The following is a 15,530-nucleotide window of genomic DNA, read 5'->3' on the forward strand; positions in this document are numbered from 1 at the left end:
ATCGTTGGCGTGCTCACCGTGCTAATGATCGCCGGGTTCCAGGGGGGTTGGTGGCAGGACTCAATCGATCCTGGCGCCAGTAGCTGTTCTCACAGATCTGAGCCGTTAGCGCTCTTCCTCGGCGTGGTTGGCATGGTCTTTATGGTGTTCGCGCTGCTGCGCACATTTCGTCGTTAACGACGGATGCCCCGGCTCCTCGCGACGTATCGCGGGAGCCGGGGCATCCGTTTCAGCAGTCGTTAGTGGTGGCCGTGGCCGCCACCTTCGATTTCACCGCGGGTGGGCGGTGCGATGCGGTCTTCGAAGAACCAGCGGGACAGCCCCGCGCGCACCTTCTGTGCCTGCGAGATTCGACCGTGAGCATCCGGACGGACCATCAGCGGTGTGTACTCGTCGAAGCTGACCAAGCGCCAGCGCTCGTAGTCGTCGAGCTGCTCGTGCACCTCGATGTACTCGCCACCGGGAAGCCGAACGATGCGACCTGACTCGAAGCCGTGGAGCGCAATCTCGCGATCCTTCTTCTGCAGCGCCAGGCAGATCCGCTTGGTCACCTGGTAGGCGATCACCGGACCGAGGAAGAGCAGAACCTGCAGGGTATGGATGACGCCCTCAAGAGTGATCTTGAAGTGTGTCGCCATCAGGTCGGAACTCGCAGCAGCCCAAAGCACCGCGTAGAACGTCACACCAGCAGCACCGACGGCAGTGCGTGCCGGAGCGTTGCGTGGACGGTCGGCGATGTGGTGCTCACGCTTGTCGCCGGTGATCCAGTTCTCGATGAAGGGATAGAACGCCACAGCAGCAAGGAAGATCGGCAGCACGAGGATGACCACGATCATGTTGAACGACCAGGTGTGGTTGAGCCACACGAACTCCCAGCCCGGGGGCACCAGACGCAGGGCACCGTCGGCGAAGCCGATGTACCAGTCGGGCTGCGTACCAGCAGACACGGGGGAGGGGTCGTATGGCCCGTAGGTCCAGATCGGGTTGATCGTGAAGAACGAGGCAATCAGGACGATCACACCGAAGACCACGAAGAAGAACCCGCCTGCCTTCGCCGCGAAGGTCGGGAGGATCGGAACGCCGACGACGTTCTGCTCGGTGCGACCGGGGCCGGCGAACTGGGTGTGCTTGTTGACGATCAGCAGCAGCATGTGCACGCCGAGCGCCGCCACGAGAATCGCAGGCAGAAGCAATATGTGCACGGAGTAGAACAGCGCAACGAGCTTCGTTCCCGGGAACTCGCCGCCGAACAGCAGGTACGAGATCCAGGTGCCAACGACCGGGATTCCCTTGATCAGACCGTCGATGATGCGCAGACCGTTACCGGAAAGCAGGTCGTCGGGCAGGGAGTAGCCGGTGAAGCCCTCGGCCATCGCCAGGATGAACAGCGTGAAGCCGATCACCCAGTTGATCTCGCGCGGCTTACGGAACGCGCCCGTGAAGTACACGCGCAGCATGTGCAGGCCGATGGACGCGATGAAGAGCAGCGCGGCCCAGTGGTGCACCTGGCGGAACAGCAGTCCGCCGCGGATGTCGAAGGAGATGTTGAGAGATGACGCATATGCTGCCGACATCTCGATGCCCTTCAGAGGCACGTACGAACCGTTGTATACGACCTCGGCCATCGACGGCTGGAAGAAGAACGTTAGGAACGTTCCCGAGAGCAGGATGACGATGAAGCTGTAGAGCGCCACCTCGCCGAGCATGAACGACCAGTGATCGGGGAAGATCTTGCGGCCTACTTCGCGGACCAGACCGGAGATGCTGGTGCGCTCGTCGATGTAGTTCGCGGCGGCTGCCGTGAAGCGTGCACCACGGTTATTCGCCGCGGCGACGGGTGTTTCCGGCTGTGTTGCGGTTGAGACGGTCATGAACGCTCCCAGAAACTCGGGCCGACGGGCTCGTGGAAATCACTGCGGGCGACGAGGTAACCCTCGCTGTCGACCGTGATCGGTAGCTGCGGAAGTGGGCGTGCGGCCGGTCCGAAGATGACCTCACACTCGTTGGTCACGTCGAAGGTGGACGAGTGGCACGGGCACAGCAGGTGGTGGGTCTGCTGCTCGTAGAGCGCCACCGGGCACCCGACGTGCGTGCAGATCTTCGAATAGGCGACGATTCCGTCGTAGTTCCAATTCTCGCGACCCTTAGACACGTTGAGGTCTTCGGGCTTCAGACGCATGAGGAGCACGGCCGCTTTGGCTTTCTGCTCCAGCATGTCTTCCTTCTCCAGAAGTCCCTCGGGGATGACGTGGAACGCCGATCCCAAAGTGACGTCGGAGGCCTTGATCGGGGCGCCGCTGGGGTCATGCGTCAGACGCGTGCCCTTCGCCCAGAGAGTGTGCTCGAGTGCTGGTACCGGGCTGTGATCGGGTGCGAGACCGCGGAACAGCACGATTCCGGGAAGCGGGAAGGCGAGTAGGGCGCCGATGAGGCTGTTGCGAATCAGCGAGCGACGGCCGAAACCGGACTCCTGGTTTCCCTCTTTGAAGATCTCGACGGCGCGTTCGCGGCTTGCGACGCGTTCGCTGGTGAAGTGACGGGATTCGCTGATCTCGTCGCCGCGCATGAGGTTCTTGGCCCAGTAGATGGCACCGATACCGAGCGAGAGCAGCCCAAGCGCGATACCCATACCGAGGAAGACGGTGTTGAGGCGCACCGAGCCGGGGTCGCCCGGCTTGATCGGGAAAGCGGCGTAGGCGGCGACGGCGAAAATGCTGCCGACGATCGACACATAGAACAGCGTGTACACGCGGCGTTCCGCGACCTTGGCGGCTTTCGGGTCGAGGTCGGTGACGCGGAGCCGGTGCGGCGGGAGGCCGGGGTTCTGCGGGAGGTCAGGCGCGATCACGGCCGTGCCACCCGAGATCGTCGACTGACCGATCTTCTCGACGTCCGAGCCGGCAGCGGCGGTTGTGCCGCCGTCGTCGTGTGCCATTGGCTTCCCTTCGGTTGGTGCTGGTGCTTCTGTCATTGCAGAGTGCGTGAAGTTGTGGGTAGAGCTGGTGCTGTGGTGCTAGCTCGCCTTGGCGGCGATCCAAATCGTGACGCCGACTACCGCGCCGAGGCCGAAGATCCAGATGAACAGACCTTCAGCGACCGGGCCGAGGTTTCCGAGCTCGAAGCCGCCGGGCGACGGGTTCTTGTCCAGATACTTGAGGTAGCTGATGATGTCGGCCTTCTGCGCGGGCGTGATGTTCTTGTCGTTGAACACCGGCATGTTCTGCGGCCCGGTGACCATCGCCTCGTAGATGTGCTCGCCGGTCACGCCGGTGAGGGCGGGAGCGAACTTGCCTTCGGTGAGTGCTCCGCCAGCGCCGGCCACGTTGTGGCACATTGCACAGTTGATGCGGAACAGCTCGGCACCGGTGGAAGCGTCGCCCTTGCCCGAGGTGTACTTGGAGGAGGGGATGCCGGGGCCGGGCGCGAGGCTAGAGATGTAGTCGGCAAGAGCCGTGGTCTGCTCCGCGGTGAACTGCACCGGCTTTTGCTCGGCCTGCGGGCCCTGATTGGCGAGCGGCATGCGGCCGGTGCCGACCTGGAAGCTGACCGCTGCCGCGCCGACGCCGTACAGGCTGGGACCGACGCCGGTGACGCCCTGGGCGCTGAGCCCGTGGCAGGTAGCGCAGTTCGAGGCGAAGAGCTTCTTGCCCTCTTCGATGCTTGACTGCTTGGACGCCGTCGACGCCTGCTGAGTCTCCGCATTGGCCGTGCCGGTGAACAGCGCGTATGCACCACCCGTCGACACGAGCCCGATAACGATCAGTGCGACCGTAGCGAGCGGGTGACGGCGGCCTTTCGACCGGTTGCGACGAGTCGCTGTGCTGGAATTCGCCATGCTGTGCTGCGTCCTTGGGGTTAGTAGACCGGAGTATTCATAGATCTAGGGTGCCGACTATTTCAAGATGTAGATGACGAGGAACAGACCGATCCAGACGACATCGACGAAGTGCCAGTAGTACGACACGACGATGGTTGAGGTCGCTTCTTTGTGACCGAAGTTCTTGACAGCGAACGCTCGCCCGATGATCAGCAGCATCGCGATGAGGCCGCCGGTCACGTGCAGCGCGTGGAAACCGGTGGTGAGGTAGAACGCGGAACCGTAGGAGTTCGACTGCATCGTCACGCCCTCGCTGACGAGGTTCGCGTACTCGAAGACCTGGCCGGTGACGAAGATCGCGCCGAGCACGTACGTGACGAAGAACCACTCGACCATGCCCCAGTGAGCCGGGTTCCAGCTGGTGCGCTTCTTCTGCAGACGCTCCGCAGCGAACACGCCGAACTGAGCGGTGAACGACGACGACACCAGGATCAGGGTGTTCACAAGTGCGTACGGCACATTGAGGTGAGGCGCTTCGGCGTTCCACAATCCCGGGGACGTGGAGCGAAGCGTGAAGTAGATCGCGAACAGGCCGGCGAAGAACATCACCTCGCTGCCGAGCCACACGATGGTCCCGACCGCGACAACGCTCGGTCGGTTGACGACAGGGGCCCCTATTGAGGCGGAGACAGAGGTGCTGGTCACAAGTCCATTATGGCCGATTTCGTTCGCTCTGTTTCGCATAGGTCCGGCCGGATCGACCGAATTAGTAGGATCGCAACCATGGTTTCTGACCCCACTTGGCCCACTTTGCTCAGCGCGCTCCTAGGGGGCGAGGACCTGTCGATCAGTGAAGCATCATGGGCCATGCAGCAAGTGATGGCGGGCGAGGCGACTCCTGCTCAGCTGGCCGGTTTTCTGGTTGCGCTCCGGTCGAAAGGCGAGACGGTCGACGAGATCGTCGGCTTCCGCGACGCGATTCTCGAGTATTCGCTCCCGCTCAGCGTCGATCCGATGGCCCTCGACATCGTCGGAACGGGCGGAGACAGATTCGGCACGGTGAACGTGTCGACCATGGCGAGCGTGGTGGCCGCGGCATCCGGAGTCCCACTTATCAAGCACGGTAATCGGGCGGCGAGTTCAGCCTCCGGATCGTCGGATGTTCTCGGCGCGTTGGGTATTGATCTCGATATTCGGCCCGAGCGCGTCGCAGAGGTGCTGACCGAGACGGGGATCACGTTCGCCTACGCAGCAATGTTCCACCCCGGATTCGGCCACGCCGGGGCTGTGCGCAAGGAACTCGGCATTCCGACCGTGTTCAACTTTCTTGGCCCGCTCTGCAATCCTGCCCGCTGCGAGGCCAATGCGGTCGGTGTGGCGAGCCTCGAGAAGGTGCCGTTGATCGTCGGCGTATTCCGCACGCGAGGCGCGACCGCGCTGGTCTTCCGCGGCGACGATGGACTGGATGAGCTGACAACCACCGGACACAGCCACATCTGGGAGGTCTCCCGCGGTTCTGTGACCGAGCACGACCTCGATCCGCTGGAGCTCGGCATCCCGCGCGCGAAGATCACCGACCTGCTTGGCGGAGATGCCGTGCACAACGCCGCGGTGGCTCGCGCGGTGCTCGGTGGGGAACGTGGCCCGGTCAGGGACATAGTGCTGTTGAACGCAGCGGCTGGTCTGGTCGCGTTCGACCTGGCGAAAGACCCGGCGCAGTTGCAGATCCCGATCGTCACCCGGTTCCGCGAGAAGCTGGCCATCGCTGCGTCGGTCATCGACTCCGGCGCGGCGACCGAGAAGCTCGATCAGTGGGTGGCCGCGACCAACGCGTAGTCCCGGAGCGGACAGGAGCAGAGGGGCGCGATGACACCCGAGGAGAGTGCGGAACTCGCCACACTGCTCGAGGATCGGCTTCTCGCGGCCGAGCACCGCGCGATGGCGGTCGGGGTCGAACTCGCGCAGGTGCGCGGTGCCCGTGCCGATTCGGTCGACGACGAGCACGACCCCGAGGGCTCGACCCTGTCGTCCGACTGGTCGCGGCTGGATGGGCTTGCCCGCGCCGCAGCCGTGCAACGCGTGGCCATCGAGGAGGCGCTCGACCGGATGGAGGCGGGTACGTACGGCGCGTGCATCCGCTGTGGGCTGTCGATCGGGCTCGACCGGCTGCGAGCGCGACCGGAGGCCGTGCACTGCATCGAGTGTGCGCGCGAACTCGAGCGTTAGACCCTGGCCACCGCATCCCGGGGGATGGAGTCCGCCCGCGCGTTGCCGGAGAGGCCGAGCGTGATGTCGAACTCAGCAATCAGGTTGCGCAGTACCTCGGCGGCCCCGCGTTGCCCGGCGATGGCGAGACCGTATGTGTACGCGCGGCCCACGCAGACCGCGGTCGCTCCGAGGGCCATGGCCACGAAGACATCCGCACCCGACCGCACGCCGCTGTCGAACAGCACCGGGATCGCCCCGTCGACCCGCTCGACGATGCCGGGGAGGGCATCGAGCGACCCGAGCGCGTCGTCGATCTGCCGTCCGGCGTGATTGGAGACGATGATGCCGTCGACGCCCTCCGCGACGGCGCGCGTCGCGTCATCCGGATGCTGCACGCCCTTGAGCAGAATCGGCAGACTGGTGCGCCCGCGCAGGAACGCCAGGTTCTCCCAGGTGAGGCTCGAGCGCGAGAACACATCGAGGAAGGTGTCGACGGATGCCCGCGGCCGCCGCGAGCGCAGGTTCGACCTGAATGCTCCGGGGTGATTACGCGTGATGTCGACCAGTGTGCGGATCGTCTGCGGGGTGATCCTGGGCCGTGGCGAGTCGGGAGCGGCACTCATCCGTTCGTCGACCAGTCGGGCGAACACCGGATCGCTGGTGTATTGAGCGATGCCCTCGCCGTGGGCGAAGGGGAGGTACCCGAGGTCGAGATCGCGCGGGCGCCAGCCCAGCAGGTGGGTGTCGAGGGTGACGACGATGGCCTGTGCCCCGGAGGCCTCGGCGCGGGAGACCAGCGATTCGACCAGATCGTCGGAGCTCGACCAGTACAACTGGTACCAGTGCGGGGCGTGGCCCATCGCGGCGACTACCCGCTCCATCGGTACCGACGCCTGGGTGGAGAGGATGTATGGCACTCCGAGCGCTGCGGCCGCACGGGCGATGTCGAGGTCGCCGTGGGGACGCACCAGGCCGAGCACCCCGACCGGCGCGGCGAGAATCGGAGATGGGTATCGGTGTCCGAACAGCTCGACGGACAGGTCGCGGTGTTCGACGTCTCTGAGCACCCGCGGGACGATCCGCCAGCGATCCAGCGCCGCCCGGTTCGCGGCGGTGGTCGACTCGTTGCCGGCTGAACCCGCGACGTAGGCCCAAGCCCGGCGGGACATGGCCTGGTGCGCCCGACCCTCGAGCTCTGCCCACGCCGTCGGCACGAGCGGGAGTCGTCCAATTGCACCGTCCCGAAAGATCGCGGACTGGGTGTTCCTGCCAATTGCCACGTCACACTTCTTCCTCGGAGGACGGGTCCATTGTGCCCGGACCGGGACAGTTCAGGTCAGTCGATAACGCCGTCGACGTAGAACCAGCGCTTGCCGTCGCGGGTGAACGTGCTCGTCTCGCGAAGCTCCCCGCGCTCACCGCCCGCTCGGTAGGTCGCGCGGAACTCGACGGTGCCGACGGTATCGAACGGACCGCCATTGACGGTGCGAAGGATCTCGAGCAGCTGCCAGCGCAGGCCGTCATCGAGGTCGAGGGTCGCGGGACGGGTCGACGGATGCCAGGAGTCGAGCAGATACTGCGGCAGTCCCAGCGCGAAGGCCGAGAATCGCGAGCGCATCAGCCGCTCGGCGGTGGGGGCGACCGCATCGCCGCGATGGATCGGACCGCAGCAGTCGCCGTACACGTTGCCGCTTAGGCAGGGGCAGCGAGCGGTAGCCGAGAGGGAGGAGGGGGAGGGGAGCACCTCTCCATTCTGAAGTCGACCAGGCTCACGCGGGGGCGTAGGCAACCGCGACGTCGAGAACCCAGACCACTCCGAAGGCATCCTTGAGCATTCCGTAGGCGGGGGAGAAGGCCGATGGCGCGAGGTCGGAGAGGACAGTGGATCCCACGGAGAGCTTCGCCCAGAGTGAGGTGATCTCGTCGACCGAATCGCCGCGCACCGAGACGAACGACGACCTGTCGCCCTGGTCGTACGACAGGCTCGCTGGAACGTCGTAGGCCATGATCTGGAAGCCGTCGTCGCCGATCACCTGGCCGAACTTGATCTGCTGCGCCTCGTCGGGACGCTCAACGCTGAAGGCCTGCTCGTTGGTGAACGCGATCAGCTGCCCGCCGAAGACCGAGTGGTAGAAGTCGAGAGCGGCTTTGGCGGTGCCGCGGAAGTTGAGGTGAGGGGTAGTGGTGACAGACATGTGCGCTCCTGTGATCGTGTCGGGGAGTTCCCGACACATCGATATTCACCGCAGTAGAGGACGCCTTCCGTCCTCTACTGAAAGACCGGGTCCCGCGAGCTACTTGCGGGACCCGGCGCTCTCTTGGTCAGAAGCGAGTCGTCAGAGTCTGAATCGACTACCGAATCGTGTAACTGAAGGCATCTTGGCGCAGCACCTCACCTGACTTCTTGGTGATCGTGACGCTGTGCTTGCCGCCCTGCAGGTCGCGCGACGAGAACAGCTTCTGACCGGTGAGACGGGTCGCGCTCTTCACGTCGACGGTCTTCACGAGCGTGCCGTCGATGCGCACCTCGGCCGCGCCTTGGTCTGGTGCGGTGGGGCCGTTCCACGAGACGCCCGTGCCCGAGAATTCGAACGTCACGGAATCCCCATTGGTGGTCGTGGAGTGCACATCACCGTGCAGGTCGCCCTTGAACGCGAAATCGATCGCGGCATCACCCGAGGGAAGTGTGGCCAGGTACGCCTTCATGATGGTGACCGTGCTACCGGACACGGTGTAATCCGCGTCCTTCTTCAGCGCGGTGCCCTTCACGCTCAACCCGGCCAGCTCTCCCGGATCTCGCGTCACGTCCACGGAGACATTCTTCGGCGCTGCCGTGTCGAAGGCGGCGGTCGTGGCGCTCAGGAGACTGACCTGAGTGACGTCGAGCTTGTCGAGCAGCATGTAGTCGCCCGACTTCTTCACCGCGCGGATGGTGTGGCTCCCGTCCGGCAGGCCGGATGCACTGAACGCGACCACCTGTGCTGCGCGGGGCTGCCCCGGCTCGAGATGCGTGCTCACGGTCTTCTGGAACGAACCGTCGATATAGATGTCGACATCGCCCTCGGAGGAGTCGGTCTCGGTGACGTAATCGATCCCGGTGCCCTGGAACGTGTACTGGAACGAGGCGTCGTTCGCCTCGGTGTAGTGGACATCGTTGTTGTAGTCGCCGAGTCCGCGGCCGGTGCTCTGGCCCCAGGCTCCCGAGTAGACGATGGAGGGATTGTCATCGTTGACGGCGACGGATGTCCCGGCCGTGGCCGCAGACATCGACGCGCCCGTCGACGAGTCGCCGACCTTCACGGTGAGCGCCTGCGAGGTCGGTGCGACCTCCTTGTTGTCGTTGCGCGTCCAAGTGCCGTCGTAGCTGACCCGCAGCGAGTCGTCGTTGACGGTCAGCGCTGCCTTCTTGGTCGGGGTGACCTTGAGCAGTCGCACCCCATGAATCGGGATCGTCTGGCCGGTGTACGACGAGGCGAATGTCCCGAGGTCCTTGCCGGCCCAGAGGTCGCGGACCTTGGCTGCGCCGTCGAGACCCAGATCCGACCAGTTCGCGGTGATGTCGGCATCCGCTCGCCCGAGGTTGAACAGAGCCACCGTGTACGTGCCGTCTGCATTGAGCGCGTACCAGACCTGCTTCTTCGTCGCGGTGGATACCGGCTGGGCCGGCGTCGCGGCCTGGTTGATGGCGACGACCTCCTTATTGGTGAGCAGACCGATCCCGAAGGAGTCGAGCGTGGTCAGGTCATCACCGGTGTACATCGGCGCGGCCTCGATGGCCCAGAGCGTGGTGGCGGTGCGACGCTCATCCTGAGTGAGGCCGTCCATGGTGCCGTTGCCGACATCCAGCGAGTCGAAGTCGGTGAAGCCGCCGGGTCCGCCGTGACGCCACCAATCGGCGGCTCGGGGGAACAGGCGAGCGATGTTGTCCCACTGGGTGAGTGCTTCGTTGCCGCAGTAGCACTCGACGTCCCACTCGACGCGATAGCCGTCGGCTTTCTCCTTCCAGTAGTCGGCGTAATTGATGTCGACAGCCCAGGAGAGTTCGAACCATATGTTGCGTTCTTTGAGAGCCTTCGACCAGGCGGCGACGTCATCGCGGGCATCGAGCGAGAGGTCGCTGACGCCGGACCCCGGTGTGACGCTGTCGAATTTGACGAAGTTGACACCCCACGACTTCAGCTGGTCGGCGATGGAGTCGATGTATTTCTGCGCGCATGGGTTGCTGAAGTCGATGCGGTAGCCGATACCCCAGTAGTCAGCCTGCTGGATCGGCTGCTTCACGATGTCGTGGGTGTTGCAGCCGGGGGCACCGAAGATCGGCACCGGGTTGGTGTACAGCGAGGGCGAGATGCCGGGGATGAAGTACAGCCCGAACTTCTGGCCGTTCGCGTGCACATGGTCGATGACCTTCTGCAGGCCATCGGGGTAGAGCTCCGTGCTCGGCACCGGGCGACCGTACTCGTCACTGCTACCGTTCCAGCCGGAGTCGACGTTGATGTAGTTGTACCCGGCCTTCTGCAGCTTCGCGTGCATCGCGTCGGACTGGGCGATGATGTTCGCCGCGGTGATCCACTTGCCGTTACCGGTGTAGACCTGCTGGCTGTAGCTGCTCCAGCCCATGTACGGCGTGAGCGCGAGCTCGTTACTCGGGGGCTTCGGGGTCGGCTTCTTCGCCGCGCTGTCATCCGGCGCGGCCGTGCTGACGGATGTCGGGGCCGGGCTGCTCGTGGACGTGGCGGTCGGTGTCGGTGTCGGTGTTGCGGTTGCGGTCGGAGTCGGAGTCGGTGTCGGAGTCGGTGACGCTGTCGATGTTGCGACTGGTGTCGATGTGGTCGCGAAGGCGCTGGCGTTGCCTGCGAGCCCGAGAGCGAGGGCGATGGCAGTGGCTGCTCCTACCGCCACGACCGCAGATTTCTTCCGGTGTGTCATGTTTCCCCTTGTTCCGGCAGCCCGACGCCGGACGGCGTCGTTGCCGCTGTGTCGGTCCGTCAGCGGTGACGGTGTCGAGCGCCGGCGGAGGGCGACAACATCCCCGAAGTTGCCCGCCGCGCTATTACTTGACGACGTTAATAAATCACGCCGAGACGTGCAGCACAAGAGGGACATGCCTCAGCTGGGGGAGGGGAACACGTGCTGATGCCCTGGATTGTCGCCGTCGTGACAGCAGTAGAGGGCCGTTTCTGTCCGCTATTACCCGTACTCTGATGTCGTGACGTCGACCACTTCGCGGCTTCTACTCCTGCTCTCCCTGTTGCAATCGCGCCGGGACTGGTCGGGAGCTGTGCTCGCCGATCGTCTCGAGATCAGCCCGCGAACGGTGCGGCGCGACGTCGATCGCCTGCGCGAGCTGGGGTATCGCATTCGGGCGATCAAGGGACCGGATGGCGGCTACCGGCTCGATGCCGGGAGCGAGCTGCCGCCGTTGCTGTTCGACGACGATCAGGTCATCGCTCTGGCAGTGGCACTGCAGGCCGCGACCGTCGCCGGTGCCGGGGTCGAAGAGGCGGCAATGCGGGCACTCACCACGGTGCGCCAGGTGATGCCCCAGCGGCTACGGCACCGTCTCGACGCGTTGCAGTTCACCGCCGTCAGCACCCGGCCGGATGTCGAGGAAGCGAGTCCGGATGTGCTCATCGCCGTCTCGGCGGCGATCCGAGCCGGCGAGGTGCTCCGCTTCGACTACGCGGATGGCGGCGACGCGGAGAAGGCGCCGCGCAGGGTCGAGCCTCACCACCTCGTCGCGCGACAGGAGCGCTGGTATCTCATCGCCTGGGATCTCGACCGCGACGACTGGCGCACCTTTCGCATAGACCGCGTGACTCCGCGCACCCCCACGGGACCGCGATTCGTCCCGCGTACCATGCCGGCAGAAAGCGTGCAGGATTTGGTGTCGGCGCGATTTCGCGGGTCTGTGCAGGGCACGGCATGGCCGTGCAATGGTTCGGTCATTCTCAGTCTGCCGGCCTGGGAGGTTCTTGCTTTCGCCGGTGACGGAGCGGTCGAAGATCTCGGGCCCGAACGATGCCGCCTTGATACGGGGTCGTGGTCGTGGGTGGCATTGGCTGCCTCTCTCGGACGGTTCGATGCCGACATCGAAGTGATCGGTCCGCCGGAACTGTCCGCGGCCTGTGTACTGCTTGCGGGCCGGTATAGCGCGGCGTCGCAGGGGCATCGATCGGCAGCGAGACGCCAGTAGGCCGTGCTCACCGTGCTGGCTGGATACTCGCGCCGGTGCCCGCGATTCAGTCGAATTCGCGCTCGAACCGCTTGGCAAGTTCGGCCCCGGCGACCCGTGCCCAGGTGAGCGGATCGGCGTAGGCCGCGGCGCCCGAACCCGCCAGCGCCGTCAACGAGGTGCTCGCGGCGAACCCGACAGCGGCCGCGGAGATCAGCCCGGCGACGAGCGCGGTGGGCACGCCATGCGCGTCGGCCGTTGCTCGCACGCGGTCGACGACCTTGCCTTCCCCGGTCTGCTCATCGAAGCGGCCCTCGCCGGTGACGACGAGATCTGTGTCGCGTATGGCCTCGTCCAGCCCGATCAGTTGCGCCACCGAGTCCGCTCCCGAGCTGCTTGTCGCACCCCAGAGCGAGAGCCCGAACCCGGTGCCGCCCGCCGCGCCGGCCCCGGCGCGCGTGCTCAGGGCCACGGCATCCGTGCTGGTCTGGCTGATGATGCTGGTCTGTCTGATCACGCTGAGCAGGTTGCCGAGGTTGCGTTCGAGCAGCGGAAGATCGTCAGCCGATGCGCCCTTCTGAGCGCCGAAAACGTACGACGCACCCGTCTCGCCGAGCAGCGGACTGCGGACGTCGGTGAGAACCTGCACTCCGCCGACGGGCAGGGCGCGGAGCCCGTCGAGCTGAACGGCGGCCAGGGTGGCGAGCCCCGCGTTCCCGTCCGGTGTCTCGGCGCCGTGGGCATCGACGAACCGTGCGCCGAGTGCCCGCAGGGCGCCGACCCCGCCGTCGGACGACGAACTGCCGCCGATGGCGAGCTGCAGCTGTGAGACGCCCGCCTCGAGCGCCGCCGCGATCGCCTGCCCGAACCCGCGGGTGTGGGCATGGAAGGGGCGGAGTGGATCGAGCAGACCGAGTCCGCTGGTGTTGGCGAGCTCGACCACCCCGATGCCGCCCGGGAGCAGTGCCCAGTGGGTGTGGACGGGGCGATCGTCGGGGCCGTCGACCGTGATCGGCATTAGTCGCGAGTCGTCTACCGCGGCAACGATCGCAGCCATGGTGCCCTCGCCCCCGTCGGCCATCGGTCGCAGGACCAGGTCATCGTCGGCGCGCACGGAGTGCCAGCCGGCCGCGATGGCCTCCGCTATCTCGCTCGCGGTCGCGCTGCCCTTGAAGGAGTCGGGGGCGATGACGATGCGTCGGCGAATCGCGCCGCGGATCAGTGCACCGCCTTCGTCGCGAGGGCGGCGATCGCCTTCTCAGACTTCGTCGTCTCGGGCATGGCCAGCTGTCCTTTCGGGGCGGTCGATCGATTTCTCCATGGTAGGCAGCGACGACCCCGATCTTCCCGGGAGGTGCGGCCCATTCGGGACGACATCCGTTTCCGTATCGCAACGCTTCTGTCAGAGATCCTTACCGGACCGGCCGTCGGACCGCGCTCAGGTCGCTAACCCTGCCGAGCTCAGAGCGGTAGCGCTCCACGACACGGGCGGGAGCGTCAGCGATGCCGATTGCTACGTCGTGGTGAACACGGGGACGAGCATGACTCGTGCGCTCTGCTCGGTGCGTGGACCAGAGGGGGCCGCCCCGGATGCTGCCGCCACCACCACTGCCGCCACCACCACCACCACAACCGTCGAGCGGTGGCACCCCGAGACGGGACGCACGAGCCCGGTAGCCCACCTCCGCACCTCCGACGGCCGAACTCTCCTCGATGTCGAGGTCGCCCCAGGCGAGGCCCAGATCTTTGTACGGATGGCGGGCACCGAGCCAGTCGGTACCGCCGCGGACATCCCATCGTCGCAGACGACGACCCTCGACATTCCGATCGCCGGGCCATGGGAGGCCGAGCTGTTGCCAGTGCTCGACAACCGCCACGGCGACTTCGAGTTCGGCGGTGACGCTCTCGGTGTGGAGACCTGGCATGTCGACACCGCCGCGACACTCGAGGGTCCGTGGGAGCCCCGCGCGGTGCGGGACTCGCTGCGCTTCTTCCTGCTCGGGCCCCTTCCGGCGGAGCGCGCTGAGCACCTGTCGGCGCAGTTTTCGAGCGTGTCGCGGCTCGATACCAGTGAGGTGGTCAGCGTCGACGGTGTGAACCTGCGGTGGCGGCCGTACCGGTTCTCGACCGAGACTGGCATCGTCGACGACCCAGTGCAGCGCGACAGGATGACCGGGCCGCACGGCCTCAAGTCGGTCTCCGACGACTTCCTCGACCCGACCGTCGTTGATCCGGAGGCTCATCCTGGCGACGTCTATCTTTTCTGGAGCGCGGTCGACGGCGGCGCGTCTTCGACCGAGCGCACGGTGACGATCTCAGCGCGAATCGGGCTGTCGGTCTGGATCGCCGGGCATCATGTCGGCAGCAGATCGGCTGTGCCGGTGCATCGTTTCGCGCCGTGGAACCTCCGCGATGCGCGTCCGAACCTCTCCACCGAGCAGATCACGCTCGCTCCCGGCGGCAGCGGTGTGGTCGTCGCACTGACGGTCGCAGACGACCAACCGTCGCGGGCGGCGGTGGCGATCGGGGGAGTTTTCACCGCCGAGCGCCCGAAGAGCAGGCTGGCGTGGTGGTTCGGGTCGACGCCGGCTCTCGAGTATCGCCCTGCTCGAACGGATGACGGCCCGCGGCCGATCTGGGTGCGAGCGGTCATCCCGCCCGGTGCCACCAGCGTCACGGTGCGCGCCACCGAGCCAGTGATTGAGGCCCGGGCGGGCGGTGTCACGCTTCCGGCGAGCTCGGTGCAGGCGCCGAGCGATGAGCGCGCCGCGGTCGTGTCGACCGTGACGCTTTCCGGGGCGGTCGGCCCGCTGCTGATCCGGCTCTCTGAGCCGTCGGTCGTGGGTCGCGAGCCCGTGCTGGTCGAGCCGCTGCGCTGGCAGACCGCCGCCGGCATCCTGGATCTCGCACTGTGGAACGACCTCGGCCTTGCCGACTACTCGGGGGCGATGATCTACCGTGCTTCGGTCAGTGTGCCCGACGGGCAGTTCGTGTCGGCGCGACTGGAGTTTGCCGGGCTAGTCGGCACGGCGGCGGTACGCGTCGACGACGTCGCGGTCGGTATCGTCTTCGGTGGCTCGACGCTAGACGTGACAGCGGCTGTGCGCGGGGGAGTGCATCACCTCGAGATCGAGGTAGCGAACACGCTGGCGAATTTCGCGGCGCGGCTTCCGTCGCCGTTCTCCGGCATTCAGATGCCGTCAGGTGGCTTCACGGCGGCGACGCTTCGGCTGCAGGCGGTGACCCCGCACCCGAGCTCGTGAGTGGCGGCTCTGACAAGAGCGAAGCACCCCGGCCTCTTTGCGGAGACCGGGGTGAGTGCATGCGGTA

At 65.8% G+C, this 15,530-nt stretch carries 13 protein-coding genes; 4 read left to right on the forward strand and 9 right to left on the reverse strand.

The annotated features are described in order from the left end of the window. Nucleotides 1–239 precede the first annotated feature (239 nt). From qcrB to ctaE, 4 genes are all read right to left on the reverse strand, one after another. Nucleotides 240–1,871 (reverse strand): cytochrome bc1 complex cytochrome b subunit, encoded by a 1,632-nt coding sequence (qcrB, locus tag IV501_RS09090; RefSeq protein WP_200555351.1) that lies wholly within the window; start codon nt 1,869–1,871, stop codon nt 240–242. Then, nucleotides 1,868–2,935 carry a cytochrome bc1 complex Rieske iron-sulfur subunit gene (qcrA, locus tag IV501_RS09095; RefSeq protein ID WP_200555350.1) on the reverse strand — a complete coding sequence of 356 codons (1,068 nt, stop codon included), beginning with the start codon at nt 2,933–2,935 and terminating at the stop codon, nt 1,868–1,870. Before qcrA ends, qcrB begins: the two co-directional genes overlap by 4 nt. 78 nt (nt 2,936–3,013) lie before the next feature. Further along, nucleotides 3,014–3,835, reverse strand: coding sequence for a cytochrome bc1 complex diheme cytochrome c subunit (gene qcrC, locus IV501_RS09100; RefSeq protein WP_200555349.1), 822 nt, complete (start codon nt 3,833–3,835; stop codon nt 3,014–3,016). A 57-nt stretch (nt 3,836–3,892) separates the two neighbouring features. Next, the gene (gene ctaE / locus IV501_RS09105) at nt 3,893–4,561 is read right to left on the reverse strand and encodes an aa3-type cytochrome oxidase subunit III (RefSeq protein WP_200555348.1); all 669 of its coding nucleotides are present in this window, start codon (nt 4,559–4,561) and stop codon (nt 3,893–3,895) included. A gap of 39 nt (nt 4,562–4,600) precedes the next feature. On the opposite strand from ctaE, the gene trpD reads away from it, so the two are divergent. Continuing rightward, nucleotides 4,601–5,653, forward strand: a complete 1,053-nt coding sequence (gene trpD, locus IV501_RS09110; RefSeq protein WP_200555347.1) for an anthranilate phosphoribosyltransferase — start codon at nt 4,601–4,603, stop codon at nt 5,651–5,653. A 30-nt stretch (nt 5,654–5,683) separates the two neighbouring features. After that, entirely contained in the window at nt 5,684–6,043 is a 360-nt protein-coding gene (locus IV501_RS09115) for a TraR/DksA family transcriptional regulator (protein WP_200555346.1), read from the forward strand. Here the strand turns inward: IV501_RS09115 and IV501_RS09120 are convergent. The 4 genes from IV501_RS09120 to IV501_RS09135 form a co-directional block, all read right to left on the reverse strand. Further along, nucleotides 6,040–7,305: an alpha-hydroxy-acid oxidizing protein gene (locus tag IV501_RS09120; protein ID WP_200555345.1), complete on the reverse strand. Its 1,266-nt coding sequence runs from the start codon at nt 7,303–7,305 to the stop codon at nt 6,040–6,042. The two genes, IV501_RS09115 and IV501_RS09120, sit on opposite strands and share 4 nt — an antisense overlap. A 56-nt stretch (nt 7,306–7,361) precedes the next feature. Continuing rightward, nucleotides 7,362–7,769, reverse strand: a complete 408-nt coding sequence (locus IV501_RS09125; RefSeq protein ID WP_307812192.1) for a YchJ family protein — start codon at nt 7,767–7,769, stop codon at nt 7,362–7,364. 25 nt (nt 7,770–7,794) lie between these two features. After that, on the reverse strand, nt 7,795–8,220 hold the full coding sequence (locus IV501_RS09130; protein ID WP_200555343.1) for a VOC family protein: 426 nt from the start codon (nt 8,218–8,220) through the stop codon (nt 7,795–7,797). A 157-nt stretch (nt 8,221–8,377) separates the two neighbouring features. Next, entirely contained in the window at nt 8,378–10,954 is a 2,577-nt protein-coding gene (locus IV501_RS09135) for a X2-like carbohydrate binding domain-containing protein (RefSeq protein WP_200555342.1), read from the reverse strand. A gap of 280 nt (nt 10,955–11,234) precedes the next feature. Here IV501_RS09135 and IV501_RS09140 point away from each other — a divergent pair, with 280 nt between their 5' ends. Next, complete coding sequence (locus tag IV501_RS09140) at nt 11,235–12,221, forward strand: helix-turn-helix transcriptional regulator (protein ID WP_200555341.1); 987 nt, start codon at nt 11,235–11,237, stop codon at nt 12,219–12,221. A gap of 46 nt (nt 12,222–12,267) precedes the next feature. On the opposite strand, the gene IV501_RS09145 is transcribed toward IV501_RS09140, so the two are convergent. Then, nucleotides 12,268–13,407 carry a glycerate kinase gene (locus IV501_RS09145; protein ID WP_200555471.1) on the reverse strand — a complete coding sequence of 380 codons (1,140 nt, stop codon included), beginning with the start codon at nt 13,405–13,407 and terminating at the stop codon, nt 12,268–12,270. Nucleotides 13,408–13,741: 334 nt separating this feature from the next. On the opposite strand from IV501_RS09145, the gene IV501_RS09150 reads away from it, so the two are divergent. After that, a complete protein-coding gene (locus IV501_RS09150) occupies nt 13,742–15,463 on the forward strand; it encodes a hypothetical protein (protein ID WP_200555340.1) in 1,722 nt (573 codons plus the stop codon). Nucleotides 15,464–15,530 lie beyond the last annotated feature (67 nt).

Origin of the sequence: Lacisediminihabitans changchengi (assembly GCF_016634425.1) — a bacterium.
Taxonomy (GTDB): Bacteria; Actinomycetota; Actinomycetes; order Actinomycetales; family Microbacteriaceae; genus Lacisediminihabitans; species Lacisediminihabitans changchengi.